This is a genomic window from Microbacterium longlingense, from assembly GCF_058349825.2.
The window spans coordinates 20,729-39,126 of sequence record NZ_JBYRJA020000004.1 but is presented as its reverse complement, the minus strand read 5'-3'; the positions used below and the strand labels follow the sequence as shown (position 1 = coordinate 39,126).

The 18,398-nt window shown below is 72.1% G+C and carries 17 protein-coding genes; 11 read left to right on the top strand and 6 right to left on the bottom strand.

All coding sequences use genetic code 11. The annotated features are described in order from the left end of the window. Window positions 1-2 precede the first annotated feature (2 nt). A complete protein-coding gene (locus tag AC3RXY_RS07015) occupies window positions 3-227 on the top strand; it encodes an acyl-CoA carboxylase subunit epsilon (protein WP_491510188.1) in 225 nt (74 codons plus the stop codon). Between the two features lie 242 nt (window positions 228-469). On the opposite strand, the gene AC3RXY_RS07010 is transcribed toward AC3RXY_RS07015, so the two are convergent. From AC3RXY_RS07010 to AC3RXY_RS06995, 4 genes are all read right to left on the bottom strand, one after another. After that, window positions 470-1,465 (bottom strand): hypothetical protein, encoded by a 996-nt coding sequence (locus tag AC3RXY_RS07010; RefSeq protein WP_491510187.1) that lies wholly within the window; start codon window positions 1,463-1,465, stop codon window positions 470-472. Next, window positions 1,462-2,700 carry a sensor histidine kinase gene (locus AC3RXY_RS07005; RefSeq protein WP_491510186.1) on the bottom strand — a complete coding sequence of 413 codons (1,239 nt, stop codon included), beginning with the start codon at window positions 2,698-2,700 and terminating at the stop codon, window positions 1,462-1,464. The genes AC3RXY_RS07010 and AC3RXY_RS07005 overlap by 4 nt, the downstream gene beginning before the upstream one ends. After that, window positions 2,690-3,391, bottom strand: coding sequence for a response regulator (locus AC3RXY_RS07000; protein WP_491510185.1), 702 nt, complete (start codon window positions 3,389-3,391; stop codon window positions 2,690-2,692). The genes AC3RXY_RS07005 and AC3RXY_RS07000 overlap by 11 nt, the downstream gene beginning before the upstream one ends. Before the next feature lie 133 nt (window positions 3,392-3,524). Continuing rightward, window positions 3,525-4,712 carry a class I SAM-dependent RNA methyltransferase gene (locus tag AC3RXY_RS06995; RefSeq protein ID WP_491510184.1) on the bottom strand — a complete coding sequence of 396 codons (1,188 nt, stop codon included), beginning with the start codon at window positions 4,710-4,712 and terminating at the stop codon, window positions 3,525-3,527. A gap of 94 nt (window positions 4,713-4,806) precedes the next feature. On the opposite strand from AC3RXY_RS06995, the gene AC3RXY_RS06990 reads away from it, so the two are divergent. The 3 genes from AC3RXY_RS06990 (at window position 4,807) to AC3RXY_RS06980 (ending at window position 7,850) form a co-directional block, all read left to right on the top strand. Then, complete coding sequence (locus AC3RXY_RS06990) at window positions 4,807-5,451, top strand: Maf family protein (protein WP_491510183.1); 645 nt, start codon at window positions 4,807-4,809, stop codon at window positions 5,449-5,451. 148 nt (window positions 5,452-5,599) lie between these two features. Further along, window positions 5,600-7,366, top strand: coding sequence for an acetyl/propionyl/methylcrotonyl-CoA carboxylase subunit alpha (locus AC3RXY_RS06985; RefSeq protein ID WP_491510182.1), 1,767 nt, complete (start codon window positions 5,600-5,602; stop codon window positions 7,364-7,366). 4 nt (window positions 7,367-7,370) lie between these two features. Then, window positions 7,371-7,850: a hypothetical protein gene (locus tag AC3RXY_RS06980; protein WP_491510181.1), complete on the top strand. Its 480-nt coding sequence runs from the start codon at window positions 7,371-7,373 to the stop codon at window positions 7,848-7,850. Window positions 7,851-7,938: 88 nt separating this feature from the next. On the opposite strand, the gene AC3RXY_RS06975 is transcribed toward AC3RXY_RS06980, so the two are convergent. Then, window positions 7,939-9,381, bottom strand: coding sequence for an NAD(P)H-quinone dehydrogenase (locus AC3RXY_RS06975; RefSeq protein ID WP_491510180.1), 1,443 nt, complete (start codon window positions 9,379-9,381; stop codon window positions 7,939-7,941). Between the two features lie 169 nt (window positions 9,382-9,550). On the opposite strand from AC3RXY_RS06975, the gene AC3RXY_RS06970 reads away from it, so the two are divergent. From AC3RXY_RS06970 to AC3RXY_RS06960, 3 genes are read left to right on the top strand one after another with little or no spacing between them, the layout of a single operon-like run. Next, window positions 9,551-10,372 carry a purine-nucleoside phosphorylase gene (locus AC3RXY_RS06970; protein WP_491510179.1) on the top strand — a complete coding sequence of 274 codons (822 nt, stop codon included), beginning with the start codon at window positions 9,551-9,553 and terminating at the stop codon, window positions 10,370-10,372. Then, a complete protein-coding gene (locus tag AC3RXY_RS06965) occupies window positions 10,369-12,075 on the top strand; it encodes a phospho-sugar mutase (RefSeq protein WP_491510178.1) in 1,707 nt (568 codons plus the stop codon). Before AC3RXY_RS06970 ends, AC3RXY_RS06965 begins: the two co-directional genes overlap by 4 nt. A 2-nt stretch (window positions 12,076-12,077) precedes the next feature. Next, the gene (locus AC3RXY_RS06960; RefSeq protein WP_491510177.1) at window positions 12,078-12,359 is read left to right on the top strand and encodes an HPr family phosphocarrier protein; all 282 of its coding nucleotides are present in this window, start codon (window positions 12,078-12,080) and stop codon (window positions 12,357-12,359) included. 72 nt (window positions 12,360-12,431) lie between these two features. Here AC3RXY_RS06960 and AC3RXY_RS06955 read toward each other — a convergent pair whose 3' ends face one another. Then, window positions 12,432-14,354: a BglG family transcription antiterminator gene (locus AC3RXY_RS06955; RefSeq protein ID WP_491510176.1), complete on the bottom strand. Its 1,923-nt coding sequence runs from the start codon at window positions 14,352-14,354 to the stop codon at window positions 12,432-12,434. Between the two features lie 169 nt (window positions 14,355-14,523). Between AC3RXY_RS06955 and AC3RXY_RS06950 the strand changes: the two genes are divergently transcribed. From AC3RXY_RS06950 to AC3RXY_RS06935, 4 genes are read left to right on the top strand one after another with little or no spacing between them, the layout of a single operon-like run. Continuing rightward, window positions 14,524-14,826: a PTS sugar transporter subunit IIB gene (locus AC3RXY_RS06950; protein ID WP_491510175.1), complete on the top strand. Its 303-nt coding sequence runs from the start codon at window positions 14,524-14,526 to the stop codon at window positions 14,824-14,826. After that, window positions 14,823-15,107 (top strand): HPr family phosphocarrier protein, encoded by a 285-nt coding sequence (locus tag AC3RXY_RS06945; RefSeq protein ID WP_491510174.1) that lies wholly within the window; start codon window positions 14,823-14,825, stop codon window positions 15,105-15,107. The genes AC3RXY_RS06950 and AC3RXY_RS06945 overlap by 4 nt, the downstream gene beginning before the upstream one ends. Then, window positions 15,104-16,786: a phosphoenolpyruvate--protein phosphotransferase gene (ptsP, locus tag AC3RXY_RS06940; protein ID WP_491510173.1), complete on the top strand. Its 1,683-nt coding sequence runs from the start codon at window positions 15,104-15,106 to the stop codon at window positions 16,784-16,786. The genes AC3RXY_RS06945 and ptsP overlap by 4 nt, the downstream gene beginning before the upstream one ends. After that, entirely contained in the window at window positions 16,783-18,318 is a 1,536-nt protein-coding gene (locus AC3RXY_RS06935) for a PTS mannitol transporter subunit IIBC (protein WP_491510172.1), read from the top strand. The genes ptsP and AC3RXY_RS06935 overlap by 4 nt, the downstream gene beginning before the upstream one ends. Window positions 18,319-18,398: the final 80 nt, after the last annotated feature.

Here is an 18,398-nt window from a genome sequence, read left to right as displayed (position 1 = left end):
CCATGCCGGAGCCTCAGGACCAGGGCGTTCCGCGGGTGCAGCTGGTCAGCGGAAACCCCACGGAGGAGGAGCTCGCCGCCCTCGTCGCCGTGCTCAGCGAGGCCTGGGAACAGGAGTCGGCGGAAGCAGCAGACGACCCCGCACCGCGATCGGCGTGGGTCCGCACCCAGCGTCCGCTGCGGCGGCCGTTGCGGCGCGACATCCCCTGGGGGCGCTTCGCCGGCTGACCGGACGGCCACGCCGCGCCGGGCCCCGGGGTTTTGTCCCCCGAAATACCTACAGACGGAATGCTGGACGCCGTGCAGACTGGGAGAGCACTCAGCTGCGTCTTGCCGAGTCCCCCGCCCTCGTATCGGTGGACCTCTCGACTCGGCATCCGCGGACGGCATTCGGGTAGCTGGTCCGCATGGCGGAGGGCGAGCGTTATCGCCGCCCTCCGCCCACCTCTCCGGGCCTCGCACCGGGATGCTCAGCCGCCCCGCTGAATCTCCTGCCAGAGCTCGACCTCCTCATCGCCGGGGTCCGACGACCGTCCGACGATCGTCACGGCGACGTCCGGATGCGGGACCGATCGCACGATGATCCGCGCGCTGTCGGCCGACGCGAGCACCGCCGCGAGCCGGGCGCGCACCTCTGCGATGGCCGCGGGCGCCAGCCCGGCCAGACCGCCGTCATCGGAGACCGCCACGACGCACCCGCGCTCGCGCAAGCGCCCGATCGCCGCGCGCACCTCGGCATCGAGCAGCCCGCCGCCGCGGATCTCATCGCGCAGCCGCGCCTCCGCGCGACGTGCCATGCCGCGGTCGTCCTCATCGAGGTCGCCGGACTGCTCGATCACCCGCGAGAGCACCGGCCCGGCGATGTCCAGGGCGTACTGCACCCGGAGGCGGCGTTCCCTTCGTCGCATCTCCTGCGCCGCGCGCCACGCGGAAGCGGTCTGCTCGATCTCCGCGAGACGCTGCGTGTCGCGCACCGCCTTGGCCCACAGGATCGCGAGCAGCTGGGCGATCAGCAGCCACACGAGGGAGCCCACCATGCCCAGCGCGAGCGCGTCGACCGGTCCCAGCCAGAGGGCGGCCACGATCGCGGTCGGCAACAGCGTGAGCCACCCCAGCACCGGTCGGCGGCGCACGATGCATACGACCCCCAGCAGCCCGAAGCCCCCGATGTACCACGTGCCATAGGGCAGGCGCAGGGTGCGCTCGTCGAGGGCGCAGCTCACCGCCACCGGAACCACCGCCGCCGTGACGCCCACGAGCACCGCGGCCGGCAGCGGCATCCGCAGCGCACGACGCGCTCCGGCCAGGATCGCCGTCGCCACCGTCAGCGCGTACAGCCCCAGCCCCGCCAGCATGAGCGGCGGGTTCGGCGGCGGTCCCCACCACCATCCCAGCCCCCGGAAGACCATCGTCCCCGCGAAGATCAGGCCCAGCAGGGTGGCGACCAGCCGCACGCTCATGGTCATCGGCGTTCCCAGCGCATCTCGACCGTCGTACCGCCGTCCGCCGCGTCGATCGCGGCGGACCCGCCCACCGCCGCCATGCGGGCGAAGATCGATGCCCGGATCCCGAGCCGGTCCGCGGCCACGCCCTCCGGCCGGAAGCCGCCACCGGAATCCGAGACGATCACCGCAGCGACGCCCTGCCCCGCTTGCACGCACACCCGGAGCCCGCGTGCGCCCGCGTGGGCGATCGCATTGTCGATCGCCTGCCGCGCCGCCAGCGTCAGAGCCCTGGCCACGCGATCCGGCACGGTGGAGACGTCTGTGATCTGCTCCTCCACCGCCGCCTCGACCCGGCGGTCGGCGAGGGCGCCCCGCAGGTCGGCCGCGACCGCCGCGAGGGCCACCTCGGCATCGCCGCCCTCCCGCGCGTCCGGCTCGTCCGTGCTCGCCAGGCGGATCAGCGCCTCACGGGCCATCACCACGGCGAGGTCGTACTCCCGCGGTGAGCACGCGCGCTCTGCCGCGAGCAGGGCACCCAGAACACTGTCGTGCATGAGAGCGGCGACCGCCACGCGTTCCTGTTCCCTGGCATCGGATGCTGCCGCATCCGCGTAGGACGCGACGGCCTGCGCGCGCGCCGCATCGACGCCCGCCGCGACCGTGCGGACCATCCAGCCGAGACCCACCAGCAGCACCCCGAGCACGAACGTGAACGACACGTCGAAGGCAACCGTGTACCAGTCGTTGAGGGAGCCTTCCGTTCGGAACATGCGCACGGCGCCGTAGACCAGCGGCATTCCGATCGCCCACAGCAGCTGCACCCGCACCGGGAACGCGAGCACCGCGGCCAGTCCGGCGATGTTCACGAGGTAGAAGATCCAGGGCTGCGCCTCCTCGACCTGGCCCCGGCCGATCGCCGACCACACCACGAGAGCGATCGGGTAGACCACGGCGAACACACCGGCGCTGGTGCGCACCGTCCAATGGGTGATCGCGCAGACCACCATCAGTGCGAGCGAGACGAAAACGAGCACGGCCAGCGCGGCTCCGCCCGGGCTCGGGACGGAGGTCGCGATGGCGGCGAAGACGGCCTGCACCCCCAGCACGAGCGAGCCGATGCCAACCAGCAGCTCGACGACACGGTTGATCCGCGGCAGCGCGAACTGCTCCGGCACCCGGCGGATGTCGCCAGAGCGCACGATGCGCCCCCACGCGTCGCGCAGGGCCTCCGTCTCAGCGGCGGCCTCAGCGGGCAACCGGATCTCCGTCCGGGGCGTCGACGGCAGCGCCCTCCACCGCAGCGGCATCCGCCTGGGGCGGATCGAGGATGCCGTCCTCGATCGCCCGGTGCAGCAGATCGATCTTGGTGGGCGCAGGCCGCCCCACCTCGACATACTTGCTGCGGACGCGGCTGATGTTCTCCTTCGCCGTCGAATAGGCCACGCCCAGGCGTTCCGCCACGGCCTTGAGCGGAAGGCCCGCCGCGTACAGGCGCAGCATCTCGCGCTCCCGCGCGGAGAGCTGCGCATCGGCGAAGGCCTGGTCGCCCTCGACGGCGCTGGCCCACTCCAGGTTGTCCAGCGGGGAGCCGGCTGCGACGACCCGTACGGCGTCGATCACCTCGGTCAACGGCGAAGACTTGCTGACGACCCCCGCGGCCCCGGCGGAGAGGGCTTCGCGCACCGCCGCCGGCCGATCGGCGACGCTGTGAATGATGACCCGTGCGCCGACGGCCATGAGCGCTGTGACGTTCTCGCGGGGCGTCGTGCCGTCGCCGAGCGTGAGGTCGAGCAGCACGACCTCTCCGCCCTCGCGACCGTGATCCGCGCGGAGGTACTCCGTGACCGTCGACCCGGAGAACACCACGTTCCACCCTGCTCGGGTGAGGACGGCAGCCAGGCCGAGCCGAACAGATTCGTGATCGTCGATGAGCGCGACCCTGGGCATGTCATGAGCCTACCTTCGCCGCCGGGCCGACAACGGCCCTGGTCCACCACGCGGGACGAGGGTCGTGGTCGGCGCAGCGACGCCGCGCTTCACCGAGGCCCGTGCCGGTGGCCGCACGGGGACCCCGGCCGGGTCAGGCGCGTTCGAGCAGCGCGACGGTCTCGACATGGTGGGAATGCGGGAAGAGATCGAACGCCCGCAGCGACACCGGCTGATAACCCTGCGCGTGGAAGGTTCCCATGTCGCGTGCGAGCGCCACCGGATCGCACGCCACGTACACGACCGAGGACGGCGCGAGGGCCGCGAGGTCTTCCACGACAGCCCGCCCGGCGCCGGAGCGCGGCGGATCGAGCACCACCGTCGAGCCTTCCAGCCCCGCGCCGTCCGTCCGGCGGCGCCGCAGATACCGGTCGGCACGGTCGGCGATCGCGGTGACGTCGGAGCCCAGGTTGTGCTGCGCGTGCGCGCTCGCACGCCGGTCCGACTCGACGGTGACGATGTCGCGCGCGCCCAGGCCGCGCAGCGTCGCCGCGAACAGCCCGACACCGCCATACAGATCGAGATGGGTGGCGTCGGCGTCGACGCGCCCGTCGAGCAGCGACGCGACCGCGGTGTGCAGGGTTTCGGCCGCGCGGTGATGCACCTGCCAGAACCCTCCCGCGTCGAGGCGGAAACGGCGCCCCGCCACGATCTCCTCGACCGGCTTCTGCGCCGACCGCCGATCGCCGCGCAGCAGCCGGACGCGCCCGTCGGCGGGCAGGACCAGATCGATACGCTCGCCACTCTCCGGTTCCACCGCGATGGCCGCCTCGGCGAGCTCCGGGCGCAGCAGCGGATGGGAGCGCACCGGCACCACGCGGTGAGATCGGGCGGCATATGGTCCCACGCGGCCCTGATCGGTGTGCAGCCGCACCCTGGTGCGATAGCCGCCGTCGTCGCCGATCGCCTCCACCTCCGGCACCGACACCGGCACCGGCGGCCCGAACCGCCGCAGCGCATCCGTCAGCACCTCGTGCTTGAGGGCGCGCTGGTGCTCCGGGGCGATATGACCGAAGTCCGCACCCCCCGGCCGGTCCGCCGGGTCCCGCGCGACGTCGGCCTCCGGCCAGACGTGCGCGACCCGGTGCGGTGAGGCATCGATCACCGAGACGGTGTCCGCCCGCCAGAACGACGGCTTGGCGTCGTCGGTCACCTGCGCCAGCACGCGCTCGCCGGGAATGGCGTCGGCGACGAAGATCACCCGTCCCTCATGACGGCCCACCCCGACCCCGCCGTGGGCGATACCGGTGACATCGAGCTCGAGAAGGGGCAGATCGCTCATCATCCGAGCATCCCACAGCCGTCGCCGCAGGATCTGCCGCCGTGGCGGGCCGCGGTACGGCTCGCGTTCGACCCGAGGGGATAGCGTTGACGGCATGCGCGTGTGCCTGGCATCGACATCCCCCGCCCGACTCGCCCTGCTGCGCCAGGCCGGGATCGAGCCGGTGACCCTCTCCCCCGCGGTCGACGAGGACGCACTGACCGCCGGCTGGTCGGCCGAGCGCGGCGCTGCGGTGCCCGCTCCCGAGCTCGTGGCGCTGCTGGCCGCCGCGAAGGCAGAAGACGTCGCCGCGCGTCTGCGCTCGGAGGATCCGGGCTTCGACGGGATCGTGATCGGCGGCGACTCGATGTTCGAGATCGGCGGCCGCGTCTACGGCAAGCCGTACACGGCGGCGGAGGCCACCCGGCGCTGGCAGGAGATGCGCGGCGCCACCGGCGTCCTCCACTCCGGACACTGCGTGATCCGCCTCACCCCGGGGGCGGAGCCGCACAGCGCCGAGGCGGTCGCCGCGGCCTCGGTGACCTTCGCCGCGGACGTGACCGACGCCGAGATCGATGCCTACGTCGCGTCTGGCGAGCCGCTGCACGTCGCCGGCGCGTTCACGGTCGACAGTCTCGGCGGCGCGTTCATCGAGCGCGTGGCTGGCGACCCCTCGACGGTGGTGGGGATGTCGCTGTCCACCGTGCGTCGCCTGGCTGCGCAGCTCGGCGTGCGCTGGACCGACCTCTGGAACCGCTGAGAGGCCCCGGCCCCGGAGCCACCCGCGGGCGCCCGCATCGTCGCACCGCCCGACACCGGCGTGGCTTAGAGGATGGTGACAGGGATTTTCGGCATTCTTGTGGAGGTTCGCCACAGATATCGCTGTCTGCGTCGCTAGGCTGACATCCATGCCTGAAATCGCCAAGGTCCTTATCGCGAACCGCGGCGAAATCGCCGTACGCATCATTCGTGCAGCACGAGACTCCGGTTTGTCCTCCGTCGCCGTCTACGCCGATCAGGATCGGGATGCCATGCACGCCCGGCTGGCCGACGAGGCCTATGCGCTCGGCGGAACGACGAGCGCCGAGACCTATCTGCAGATCGACAAGATCCTCTCCATCGCCCGTCGCTCCGGCGCGGACGCCGTGCACCCCGGCTACGGGTTCCTCGCCGAGAACGCCGACTTCGCCCGCGCCGTGATCGACGCCGGCCTGGTGTGGATCGGCCCGTCCCCCGCAGCCATCGAAGCCCTCGGAGACAAGGTCACGGCCCGGCACGTGGCGGAGAAGGTCGGCGCGCCGCTCGCGCCCGGCACACCAGGCCCCGTCGAGACCGCCGAGGAGGTCGTGGCCTTCGCGCAGGAGGTCGGCCTCCCGATCGCCATCAAGGCCGCGTACGGCGGCGGCGGACGCGGCCTGAAAGTCGCCCGCGAGCTCGACGAGGTCGCGGAGCTTTTCGAGTCCGCCACCCGTGAGGCCGTCACCGCGTTCGGACGCGGCGAGTGCTTCGTCGAGAAGTACCTCGACAGGCCGCGTCACGTCGAGACCCAGTGCCTCGCAGACGCCGCGGGCAACGTCGTGGTGATCTCCACGCGAGACTGCTCGCTGCAGCGCCGCCACCAGAAGCTCGTCGAGGAGGCGCCGGCGCCCTTCCTCACCGAAGAGCAGAACCGCATCCTCTACGAGGCGTCCAAGGCGATCCTCCGCGAGGTCGGTTATGTGGGTGCCGGGACGTGCGAGTTCCTCGTCGGCGCGGACGGCACGATCTCCTTCCTCGAGGTCAACACCCGCCTGCAGGTGGAGCATCCCGTCTCGGAAGAGGTCACCGGGATCGATCTCGTCCGCGAGCAGTTCCGAATCGCGGCCGGGGGGACCATCGACTACGCCGACCCGGAGCCGCAGGGGCACTCGATCGAGTTCCGCATCAACGGCGAGGACCCTGGCCGCGGCTTCCTGCCCCAGCCGGGGCCGGTGCACGTGTTCAAGACGTTCGGCGGGCCGGGCGTCCGCCTCGATTCCGGCGTCACCGCGGGCGACACCGTCTCCGGCGCCTTCGACTCCCTGCTGGCGAAGATCATCATCACCGGCCGTGACCGCGCGGAGGCCATCGAACGGTCCCGTCGTGCGCTCGACGAGTTCGAGGTCGTCGGTCTCCCCACGGTGCTTCCCTTCCACCGCAGGCTCGTGCACGACCCCGCCTTCGTCGCAGCGGACGGCGAGTTCGGCGTCTTCACGCGCTGGATCGAGACGGAGTTCTCGGGCGGCATCGACCCGTGGGACGGCGAGATCACGGCACCGGCGGACGCCGACGCACGCCACACGGTCGTGGTGGAGGTCGCCGGCAAGCGCCTGGAGGTGAGCCTGCCGGACCGCGTGGCCACCGCAGCCACCGTGGGCGCCAAGCCCGCTGCCGCTCCCCCGTCGCGCCGCAGCCACACCTCCAGCGCCAACGCGGGCGCCTCGGGCGACGCCGTGTCGTCGCCGATGCAGGCGACCATCGTCAAGGTGGCCGTGGAGGAAGGCCAGCAGGTCGTCAAGGGAGACCTCGTCGTCGTGCTGGAGGCGATGAAGATGGAGCAGCCGCTCTCCGCGCACAAGGACGGCGTCGTGAGCGGCATCGACGCCACGCCGGGGACGACCGTGTCGGCCGGTCACCGGCTTCTGACGATCTCCTGAGGCCGTGCACCGCTCGGGATCGCTCATCAGCGCGGCGATCGCCCTGGCCGCCGTCGCGCTGACCGGCTGCGCCCCGGCGGCTGTCGACCAGGGTGCGGCCCAGGAGTGGCTTGAGCAGCGCGCCAGCGACACAGGCGATGAGAACACCCTCGCGGTGCTGAGCGGAGGCACATCCGCGCAGGATCCGGGCGCCGATGGGTCCGCGATCCGCGTCGACTTCGCACAGCCGCGGTCCGTGGACGCTGTCGTGATCACCTGCTTCGGAGACGTCTCGATCCGGGCGAGGGTGACCGTGTCCTCAGCGACCGATGGCGGTGCCGTGACGCTGACGAACGGCACCGATGCGGACGTGCCGTGCGGCGACGATCCCGTGGTGCTCCCCGTGGATCACGTCGGCGACGGCACGATCGCCGTCGGGGTGAGCGCCTGGCACGACGGGGCCTGGACGACGTACAGCGCCGAGGTACGCGGCGGCGCGCGCTGACCGACGACGGCGCCCCCGGTTCCGGCTCGTCGTAAGCCAGGGCCGGGGGCGCGATACCGGTCGGCCGCGAGGACCGCACCCGGCGCGCTCAGCGGTCGACGTAGTCCTGGTGCATCGCGCGGGTGGCATCCGTGATGCTGCCGGTGAGCGACGGGTACGCGGCGAAGATGCGGGAGAGCTGGTCGACGGTGAGCCGGCGCTCCACCGCGATCGCGATCGGGTAGATCAGCTCCGACGCCTTGGGGGCGACGATCACTCCGCCGATCACCGTGCCGCTCGCGCGATACGCGAGGATCTTGACGAAGCCGTCGACCACGCCCTGCATCTTTGCGCGCGGGTTCGCCGCGAGCGGGAGCTTGTGCACGATGCCGTCGACCGAGCCGTCGAGGATGTCGCGCTCCTGGTAGCCGACGGTGGCGATCTCCGGGGCGGTGAAGATGTTCGCGGTGATGCGGCGCACCTTCAGCGGGATGACGGTGTCGCCGAGCGCGTGGAACACCGCGGTGCGCCCCTGCATGGCCGCCACGGAGGCGAGCGGGAAGAAGTCGGTGCAGTCCCCCACCGCGTAGATGTTGGGGACGGAGCTGCGGGCCACCCGGTTGACGTGGATGTGACCGGAGGGGGTCAGCTCCACCCCCGCCTCCTCGAGACCGAGACCGGCGGTGTTGGGGATCGACCCGACCGCCATGAGGCAGTGGCTGCCGTCGATGACGCTGCCGTCGGCGAGCGTCACCCGCACGCCGCCATCGGTGCGCTCGACGCGCTCCGCCCTGGCCTTGGCGAGCAGGGTCATGCCGCCGCGGGTGAAGACGTCCTCGAGCACCCGCGCGGCGTCCTCGTCCTCCCCGGGGAGCACGCGGTCGCGGCTCGAGACCAGGGTGACCTTGGAGCCCAGGTTCATGTAGGCCGACGCGAACTCGGCTCCGGTCACGCCGGAGCCGACCACGATGAGGTGCTCGGGCAGCTCGGTCATCTCGTACAGCTGGGTCCAGGTCAGGATGCGCTCGCCGTCCGGCATCGCCGAGGCGAGCTTGCGGGGCGACGCCCCGACCGCGACGACGAGCGTGTCGGCCTCGATCCGGTCGAAGTCGGTTCCGCCGGAGCGGCTGGTCGAGACCACGACGGCGTCGCGTCCCTCGATCCGGCCGTGGCCGTCGATGATGCGCACCCCCGCGTCGACCAGCGCCGCCCGCATGTCGTCGGACTGCTGACGGGCCAGCGACAGCAGCCGCTTGTTCACCGCGCGCAGGTTGATGGCGACCTCCGGCCGCAGCGGCTTGCCGTCGCCGCCGCGGGCGAACAGCTGCACGCCGAGGTCTGCGGCGCCCGCGATCGCCACAGCGGCGTCGGCCGTGGCGATCAGGCTCTTCGAGGGCACCACATCGGTCAGCACGGCGGACCCGCCGACCCCCTTGCGCTCGACGAGCGTGACCTCTGCGCCCAGCTGCGCCGCAGCCAGCGCCGCCTCGTAACCTCCGGGACCGCCGCCGATGACGGCGACCCGCTGGGACTGCTCGAAGGTGATCGACATGATCTCTATTCTCCCGCACGTTGTCGGGTGCCCTGTGCCGCACACGAATGCAGGCAGGCAGCACCAGAACAGGCCATTTGCCACCACTTCTGCCTGTTCTGGTGCTGATTGCCTGTTCTCGGGCTGGCGTGGCGTGGCGGCGAGCGCCCCGGCTTCCTAGAGTGGTCGCATGGCACATCCTCTTGACGACCCCAGCACCGATCCGTTCGCCGTCGCGGCACAGGCGGCCGCCGACATCGCCCGGCTCACCGGCGTCGAGCAGCACGACATCGCCGTCACGCTCGGCAGCGGTTGGGGCGGAGCCGCGGATCTCCTCGGCGAGACCGTCGCGACGATCCCCGCCACCGAGGTGACCGGGTTCTCCGCGCCCGCCCTCGAGGGGCATGTGGGCACCCTGCGCAGCATCCGCACGCCCCGCGGCAAGCATGTCCTCGTGATCGGCGCGCGCACCCACTACTACGAGGGCCACGGGGTGCGCCGCGTCGTGCACAGCGTGCGCACGGCAGCGGCGACCGGAGCGAAGATCATGGTCCTCACCAACGGCGCCGGCGGCATCCGCCACACCTGGCGTCCCGGTCAGCCCGTGCTGATCAGCGACCACATCAACCTCACCGGCGACTCCCCGCTCGAGGGCGCGAACTTCATCGACCTGACCGATCTGTACAGCCTGCGCCTGCGCGATATCGCGCACTCGGTGGACCCGTCGCTCGAAGAGGGCGTGTACTGCCAGTTCCGCGGACCGCAGTACGAGACCCCGGCCGAGGTGCAGATGGCCAAGACGATCGGCGGCCAGATCGTCGGCATGTCGACGGCCCTCGAGGCGATCGCCGCGCGGCAGGCCGGCATGGAGGTGCTCGGGCTGTCGCTCATCACCAACCTGGCGGCGGGCATCAAGGCCACCCCGCTCAGCCACGCCGAGGTGATCGAGGCCGGCGAGCAGGCCGGTCCGGTGATCGCCCGCCTCCTCGCCGATGTGATGGCGCAGCTGTGAGTGCGCAGCCCGCAGACGCCCTGCTCGCCCGCGCCAGGGCCTGGCTCCGCCAGGACCCTGATGCAGAGACCCGCGATGAGCTCGCGGGTCTCGTGACCAGGGCAGCCGCCGGCGAGCAGACGGCCATCGCCGACCTGGAGGACCGCTTCTCCGCCCGCCTCGCGTTCGGCACGGCCGGGCTGCGCGGCGCTCTGGGGGCCGGGAGCAACCGGATGAACCGCGTGCTCGTCGCCCAGGCCGCCGCCGGGTTCGCGGCCTACCTGCGCGGCCGGTCCGAGCGGCCGGTGGTGGTGATCGGCTACGACGGACGGCGCAACTCGCGTGTGTTCGCCGTCGACTCCGCCGAGCTGTTCGCGGGCGCCGGGCTGCGCGCGATCCTGCTGCCGCGCGCCCTGCCGACCCCCGTCCTCGCTTTCGCGGTGCGCCACCTCGGTGCGGACGCCGGGGTGATGGTCACCGCCAGCCACAACCCGCCGAACGACAACGGTTACAAGGTCTATCTGGGCGGAGACGACCAGGGCGCGCAGATCGTCTCGCCGGCGGACGCCGAGATCGCCGCGCGCATCGAGGAGGTCGCCCAGGCCGGCGACGTGGGAGAGCTGCCCCGTTCGGACGCCTACGAGATCGCGCCGGAGGAGGTCGTCGCCGCCTACGTCGCCGCGACGGCCGCGGTCGGGCCGGCGCCGTCGAGCGCGCAGGGCCTGGTCTGGGTCTACACCGCGATGCACGGCGTCGGCTGGGAGACGGTGCGCCGGGTGCTGCTCAAAGCGGGCTACCCGATCCCGGTCAACGTCCGCGAGCAGCAGGACCCGGATCCCACCTTCCACACGGTGTCCTTCCCCAACCCGGAGGAGCCGGGGGCGATGGACCTGGCCTTCGCCCGGGCCCGCCAGGTCGGCGCGGAGCTGATCCTGGCCAACGACCCGGATGCCGACCGGCTGGCCGTCGCCATCCCCGATCCGACGGCGGAGAAGGGCTGGCGCCGCCTGACCGGCAACGAGACCGGCCTGCTGCTCGGCTACCGCGCCGCGCGTGCGGTCAGCGCCGCCCGCGACGCCGGCGATCTCTCCGGCCTGCCGGAGGAGCCGGCGCTGGCCTGCTCGCTGGTGTCATCCCCTGGCCTGGCCGCCATCGCGGAGCGCGCGGGGCTGGCCTCCTTCGAGACCCTCACCGGGTTCAAATGGATCTCCCGCGCTCCCGGGCTGGTGTTCGGATACGAGGAGGCGCTCGGATACCTCGTGAACCCGGACACCGTGCGCGACAAGGACGGCATCTCCGCCCTCGTGGCGTTGCTGGAGCTCGCTTCCCAGGCGCGCGCGGAGGGCGGCTCGATCGCCACCCTGCTGGCCGATCTCGCCGCGGAGATCGGGCATTTCGCGAGCGGCCAGGTCGCGCTGCGCGTCGAGCGCATCACGGTGATCGGCGAGATCATGGCGGGCCTGCGCGCGAATCCGCCGGCGGAGATCGGCGGCGTGGCCGTCGTGGCGGCGGACGACCTGCTCAACGCACCAGACGGCGCACCGGGCGGCGACGTGCTGCGATACCGCCTGGAGGACGGTTCGCGGGTGATCGTGCGTCCCAGCGGAACCGAGCCCAAGCTCAAGGCCTATATCGACGTGCGCGGCGACTCCGCCCCGGACGCGGCCGACCGTCTCGCGGCACGGGAGACGGCCGTGCGCGGACTGCTGAACGCGGACGGCTGAGCGTGGCGTCGCGGCGGGTGGTGGTGCGCGTCGCGGGCGGGGCGCACGCCCGCCCGGTGGCGGAGATCGTGCAGCTGGTCGCCGCGTCGGGGCGCCACGCTGCCCTCACCACGACGGCGGGGGCGACGGCCGACCTGACCTCCGTGCTCGCGGTGATGAACCTCATCATCGTCGCGGGCGATGAGGTGACGCTGTCGACCCCCGACGGCCCCGGCGCCGATGACCTCCTCGACGCGCTGGCCGCCGTGCTCAGCCCGGAGCACGGCGCGGGCGGGGCACGCTGATCCGACGGCGGGGCGCGCGCTCCGAGGACTGAGCGCGCGCCGGCCGGATCCGGTCGATCCGGCAGACGCGCGTCAGCCGTCGATCACGGCGACCAGCTCATCGAGGAAACCCTCGAAGGTCTGCCCGCGGCGGACGATGGCCTGCACGCTCTCCCACTCGCCGAACACCTCGACGAGCTGCTCGAAGACCGTCTGGAACGCCGCACGATCGTCCTCGGCGAACGCGGCGAGAGCCACGACCTGCACACGCCCGGTGCCCCAGGCGACGGAGCCATCGGCGATGCCGATCGCGATCGCCGTGCGCCGCGCTGTCATCTGCAGAGCGTGCGGCACGGCGAGCGCCTCGGTGAAGGCGGTCGAGGACATCCGCTCCCGCGCGATCGTGTTCTCCACGTAGTCCTCGCCGATGATGCCCTGCGCCACGAGCATCGCGCCGAGACGGCGGATGACACCCTCTTCCCCCTCATCGCGCAGCGGGTGCACGAAGGCGGCGGCCGAGAAGTACCGCGACAGCTCTTCGCGCAACCGCGTGAGGCGCCGCGCCCGCCGCAGCCGCGCCGCGGCCTGGTGCACGCGCTCGATGTCGGCATCGGAGAGGAAGGGCTGGATCCGCACCGCCCCGTCGCGCGCGGGCGGCTCGATGGTGCTCAGCACGAGGTCGGTCTCCAGAGACTCCCAGTCCGGGTCGACGCTGGTGATCACGCGGACGACCTCGATGGCCGAGCCGAGCGAACGGTCAACGCTCGAGCGCAGCAGCTCGTGCAGCTCGTAGTACCCGGGGCACACGATGGTGGCCGTCAGGACGTCGTCGGCGCGGCGGCTGCGCTCCAGGCGGCCGCCGACATGCATGGCGATGTAGGCGATCTCGTCGTCGTGCAGCGGCACGCCGAGACGGTCACGCAGGCCGCTCGCGATCGACACGGCGATCTCGAAGATCATCGGGTACGACGACTTCAGCGACCACGTGAGCGGGTTGCGGCTCCAGGCCTGCTCCGATGCCCGGCGCAGGAGGTTCTGCACGTGCAGGGCGAGGCGGAGCACGAAGGCGTCGTCGACGAGGTCGACCCGGTAGTCGGTGGCGGCCTCGTCGACCACGGCGCGCACCGCGGACTCGACAGCGGGGTCGAGCCCCGACCTGGCGGCCTCCGCGGTGCCCAGCTCGCCGGGCGCGACGACCCTGGTCAGCACCAGGCTCGCCAGATGCCCGCTGTCCTCGTCGCCGAGAGCGACGTCGAAGTGCCGGTGCACGAGGGCGGCGATCATGGCACCGACACGCGCGATCGTCTCGCCAGGGCGCCCCTGACCATCGTCCAGCGGCCGCCCCGTGGCGACGCGGTCTGCGGCGATGGCGATGTGCAGCAGCACGTCGGCGATCGCCAGCTCGTTGACGTAGTAGCCCATGCCCCCGAGCTCACCGACCAGGTCGGCCTTGAACGGACCGACGGCATGCGCGGGCACGGCGGTGCTGGTGATCACCCGGCGGATCGCCTCCGGCTGCAGCAGACCGTCGTCCGTCTCGTCGTGCGCCAGGCGTGCGAGCAGCCGCCGCTGAGCGCCTTCGGCGCCGCGCAGGCGCACCGTCTCGCGCTCGCGCTCGAGCACGAGACCCGTTCCAGCCAGCAGCCCGCGGACCCGGGCGAGGTCCGCCTCCAGCGTCGCCTCGCTGACGTACAGACGCTCGGCCATCGCGTAGACGTCCACGCCGGCCGCGTCCTCGACGAGCGCGCGGACGAGCGCGTGCAGCCGGCCGCGGGGCGTCGCCTCCTCCGCCTCCGCCCTGGTCCGCACCGCGGCTCCGGCGGACGGACCGGCGTGATAGCCGGCGGGCCCGGACTCCACGGCGTCTCCCCCGGGAACCCGCGCATTGAGGGCCGCGACATACGACCGGATGCTGCGCGGCGTCACGCCGAGGCGGTCGGCCAGCGCCGCCGCCGTGGCCCAGCCCTGATCGCGCAGCAGCACGGCGAGCAGCCGATCCTGACGCTCCCGCGACATGCTCCGCCTCCGTTGGCCGTGCCCCGCGTCGGATGCGCGGATGGTTGCCTCTATGATCTCAGCGCCACGCACCAGAGGACCCGGAAAGTGCGTTCCTCCGGGGCGGAAACGACGCTGGTGGCGCTGTGCCTCCCGGAGTTCCCACAATAGCTGCAGGAAAGGGGCATCGATGAGGATCCTCGTGATGTGCGGTGCTGGGGCGTCGAGCACGTTCGTGGCCAGACGGCTGCGCACCGCGGCCGCCCAGGCCGGCTTCGACTGGACCGTGACGGCCGGCACGGAGCACACCCTCGCCGCAGACCCCGCCGTCGACCTGGTCCTGCTCGGACCGCACTACGCCGATCACGCCGCCCGCGTCGCCGCGGTCTGCCCCGTCGCCGTGCTGCCGGACGAGGTCTTCGCAGACCACGACGGCGCGCGAACGCTCGCCTGGGTGCGCGAGAGCGCACTCCCGCAGAAAGGAAAGCCATGACCGCTGTCACCCGCACCGTCCGGATCGGATCCTCGCACGGCCTGCACGCCCGCCCGGCGAAGCTGTTCGCGCAGGCCGCCAAGGATGCCGGCATCCCCGTCACGATCGCGAAGGGATCCGGCACGCCGGTCAACGCCGCGAGCATCCTCGGCGTCATCGCGCTCGCCATCGAGCACGGAGATGACGTTACCCTCACGGCGGACGGCGACGGCGCAGCAGCAGCCCTGGATGCCCTGACCGAGCTGCTCACGGCCGACCACGACCAGGAGTCCGCCGGATGAGCACCCTGCGCGGGGTCGGCATCGGCCAGGGCGTCGCCCGCGGACCGGTCGCCCGCATGTCCGAGCCGCAGCCCGCCCCGGACGACCGCCCGAGCACGCGGGGCGCCGAAGCGGAGCGTGCGGCGGTGCGCGCGGCGGTCTCGGCCGTCGCCGCCGAGCTGATGGCCCGCGGCGAGAAGGCCGGGGGCGCAGCACAGGAGGTGCTGGAAGCGCAGGCGATGATCGCCGAGGACCCCCTGCTGCAGGATGAGCTGGACACCCGGATCGACGCGGGCGCGACCGCGGAGTGGGCCGTGCACGACGCCTTCGCCGGTTTTCAGGCCACCCTCCGCGCTGCCGGAGGATACCTCGGCGAGCGCGCCGCTGATCTCGACGACATCGCCCAGCGGGTGCTCGCCCGGCTCCGTGGCGTCGCAGCGCCGGGCGTGCCGGATCCCGGCCACCCCTTCGTGCTCGTCGCCCGGGATCTCGCGCCCGCCGACACGGCCCTGCTCGATCTCGAACAGGTGCTGGCCCTGGTCACCACCGATGGCGGGCCCACATCGCACACGGCGATCCTGGCCCGCGAGAAGGGCATCGTCGCCGTCGTCGGGGCAGCAGAGGCGGCGCAGCTCAGCGACGGCGAGACCGTGGTCGTCGACGCCGCCGCCGGCACGGTCATCACCGAGCCGAGCCAGGAGGACCTCGCTCGCGCCGACGCACGCGCACACGAACGCGCCGCCGCGCAGTCGGCACCGCCCGCACCGGGGGCGCTGGCAGACGGCACGCCGATCGCCCTGCTGGCGAACCTCGGCTCCCCCGCCGACGCCGCAGAGGCCGTGGCGCGCGGTGCGGAGGGCGTCGGCCTGTTCCGCACCGAGTTCCTGTTCCTCTCCGCCGCGCAGGCGCCGACCGTCGGAGAGCAGCGCACCGCGTATCGGGAGCTGCTCGCGGCCTTCCCGGGGCAGAAGGTCGTGGTGCGGATGCTCGACGCCGGCGCGGACAAGCCACTGGCCTTCCTCAACGACGCGCACGAGGACAACCCCGCCCTCGGCGTGCGCGGGCTCCGCGCGCTCCGCGCGAGCGCCGACATCCTCCACGAGCAGCTCACCGCGCTCGCCGAGGCCGATGCCGAGACCGATGCCGAGCTGTGGGTGATGGCACCGATGGTGACCACCGTCGAGGAGGCTGCGTACTTCACCGGCCTCGCGCACGACTACGGGCTGCGCACCGCCGGGGTGATGGTGGAGGTCCCCGCCTGCGCGCTGCTGGCCGACCGGGTGCTGCAGCACGCGGACTTCGCATCGATCGGCACGAACGACCTCACCCAGTACACGATGGCAGCCGACCGGCTGCTGGGTTCCGTGGCCGCCCTGCAGGATCCCTGGCATCCCGCCGTGCTGCGGCTGGTCGCCGAGGTCGGCGCCGCGGGGGCCCGGCAGGGCCGCCCGGTGGGGATCTGCGGCGAGGCGGCCGCAGATCCCCTCCTCGCCGTCGTCCTGGTGGGCCTGGGCGCGACCAGCCTGTCGATGGCCCCCGCTGCGCTCGCCGACGTCCGGCAGGCGCTCTCCGAACGCACCCTCGACGAGGCACGTCTGCTCGCCGAGGCCGCGCTGGCGGCGGATGACGCCGACGGCGCTCGCACCGCCGCGGTCAACGCCGCGGCCCGCTTCTCCCCGCAGAAAGAGACCAGATCATGACGACCACGTCACCGACCACCGGCCGGAGCACAGGCAGAGTCGCCGTGCAGAAGTTCGGCAACTTCCTCTCCGGCATGATCATGCCGAACATCCCCGCGCTGGTCGCGTGGGGCATCTTCACGGCGTTCTTCATCGACGTCGGCTGGACCCCGAACGCGGGCCTGGCCACGATCGTCGGCCCGATGATCCACTACCTGCTGCCCATCATCGTGGGCTACACCGGCGGATACATCGTGTACAAGCAGCGCGGTGGCGTGGTGGGCTCGATCGCCACGATGGGCGCCATCGCCGGATCCGACCTGCTGATCGCGCAGTTCAACGAGACGCTGCTCGCCGCGGACCCGAACGCGAACACGCTCGGTCAGGTGCACATGTTCATCGGCGCGATGATCCTCGGCCCCCTCGCCGCTGCCACGATGAAATGGCTTGATGGCCTGTGGGAGGGCAAGATCCGAGCCGGCTTCGAGATGCTCGTGAACATGTTCTCGGCCGGGATCTGGGGCTTCGTGATGGCGATCGTGGGCTTCTACCCGGTCGCCTGGGTGGTCAACGGCGTGATGAACGTGCTCAGCAACGCCGTCGACTGGCTGGTGTCGATGAACCTGCTGCCGCTCACGAGCATCATCATCGAGCCGGCGAAGGTCTTCTTCCTCAACAACGCCATCAACCACGGTGTGCTGACCCCGCTGGGCACCGCCCAGGCCGACTCGTCCGGGTCGTCCATCCTCTTCCTCCTCGAGGCCAACCCCGGCCCCGGTCTCGGGCTGCTGCTCGCCTTCGCTCTGTTCGGCATCGGCGCCGCCCGCGCCTCGGCGCCGGGCGCGGCGATCATCCAGTTCTTCGGCGGCATCCACGAGGTGTACTTCCCCTACGCGCTGATGAAGCCGGTGCTGATCCTCGCCCTGATCGCCGGCGGTATGACCGGTGTCACCACGAACATGCTCCTGGGCGGCGCGCTGCGCGCCCCCGCTGCTCCCGGCAGCATCATCGCGGTGCTGTTCCAGACCGCGCCGGGGGCGTACTTCGCCGTGATCCTCTCGGTGGTGCTGTCCGCCGCCGTGACCTTCGTCGTGGCCGCGGTGATCCTGCGCGCCACCCGCAAGCGCGACCTCGCAGCCGAGGCCGCCGGCGGCGGCGAGTTCGCCGATGCCGTGGCCCGCACCGAGGCGAACAAGGGCAAGTCGTCCGCGGCGCTGTCCGGTCTTGCCGGAGCGGCAGCCACCACCACGGTGGCCGCCGGCCCGATCCGCACCGTGGTGTTCGCCTGCGACGCCGGCATGGGATCCTCCGCGATGGGCGCAAGCGTGCTGCGCAACAAGTTCAAGAAGGCCGGCATCGAGGGGGTCACGGTCACCAACCAGGCGATCGCCAACCTCGACGGCGCGGCCGACGTGGTCATCACGCAGCAACAGCTCACCGAGCGCGCCAAGAACCACTCGCCGGCGTCGATGCACGTCTCCGTGGACAACTTCATGAATGCGCCAGAGTATGACGAGGTCGTCGACCTCGTGCGCACCAGAAGCACGTCCTGACCCCGCGGTGCGGGACGGGCCCGATGTCCGTCCCGCACCGCCCGTACTCCGCTCGCCCGCACCCCGTTCGAAGGACAACA

What these genes read in the sequence shown, in the direction of transcription:
- AC3RXY_RS07015 (WP_491510188.1), top strand. Translation starts at nt 3, where the DNA reads ATGCCGGAGCCTCAGGACCAGGGCGTTCCGCGGGTGCAGCTGGTCAGC.
- AC3RXY_RS06950 (WP_491510175.1), top strand. Translation starts at nt 14,524, where the DNA reads ATGAGGATCCTCGTGATGTGCGGTGCTGGGGCGTCGAGCACGTTCGTG.
- AC3RXY_RS06995 (WP_491510184.1), bottom strand. Translation starts at nt 4,712, where the DNA reads ATGAGCGATCTGCCCCTTCTCGAGCTCGATGTCACCGGTATCGCCCAC.
- AC3RXY_RS06955 (WP_491510176.1), bottom strand. Translation starts at nt 14,354, where the DNA reads ATGTCGCGGGAGCGTCAGGATCGGCTGCTCGCCGTGCTGCTGCGCGAT.
- AC3RXY_RS06945 (WP_491510174.1), top strand. Translation starts at nt 14,823, where the DNA reads ATGACCGCTGTCACCCGCACCGTCCGGATCGGATCCTCGCACGGCCTG.
- AC3RXY_RS06975 (WP_491510180.1), bottom strand. Translation starts at nt 9,381, where the DNA reads ATGTCGATCACCTTCGAGCAGTCCCAGCGGGTCGCCGTCATCGGCGGC.
- AC3RXY_RS07010 (WP_491510187.1), bottom strand. Translation starts at nt 1,465, where the DNA reads ATGACCATGAGCGTGCGGCTGGTCGCCACCCTGCTGGGCCTGATCTTC.
- AC3RXY_RS07000 (WP_491510185.1), bottom strand. Translation starts at nt 3,391, where the DNA reads ATGCCCAGGGTCGCGCTCATCGACGATCACGAATCTGTTCGGCTCGGC.
- AC3RXY_RS06970 (WP_491510179.1), top strand. Translation starts at nt 9,551, where the DNA reads ATGGCACATCCTCTTGACGACCCCAGCACCGATCCGTTCGCCGTCGCG.
- AC3RXY_RS06990 (WP_491510183.1), top strand. Translation starts at nt 4,807, where the DNA reads ATGCGCGTGTGCCTGGCATCGACATCCCCCGCCCGACTCGCCCTGCTG.
- AC3RXY_RS06985 (WP_491510182.1), top strand. Translation starts at nt 5,600, where the DNA reads ATGCCTGAAATCGCCAAGGTCCTTATCGCGAACCGCGGCGAAATCGCC.
- ptsP (WP_491510173.1), top strand. Translation starts at nt 15,104, where the DNA reads ATGAGCACCCTGCGCGGGGTCGGCATCGGCCAGGGCGTCGCCCGCGGA.
- AC3RXY_RS06935 (WP_491510172.1), top strand. Translation starts at nt 16,783, where the DNA reads ATGACGACCACGTCACCGACCACCGGCCGGAGCACAGGCAGAGTCGCC.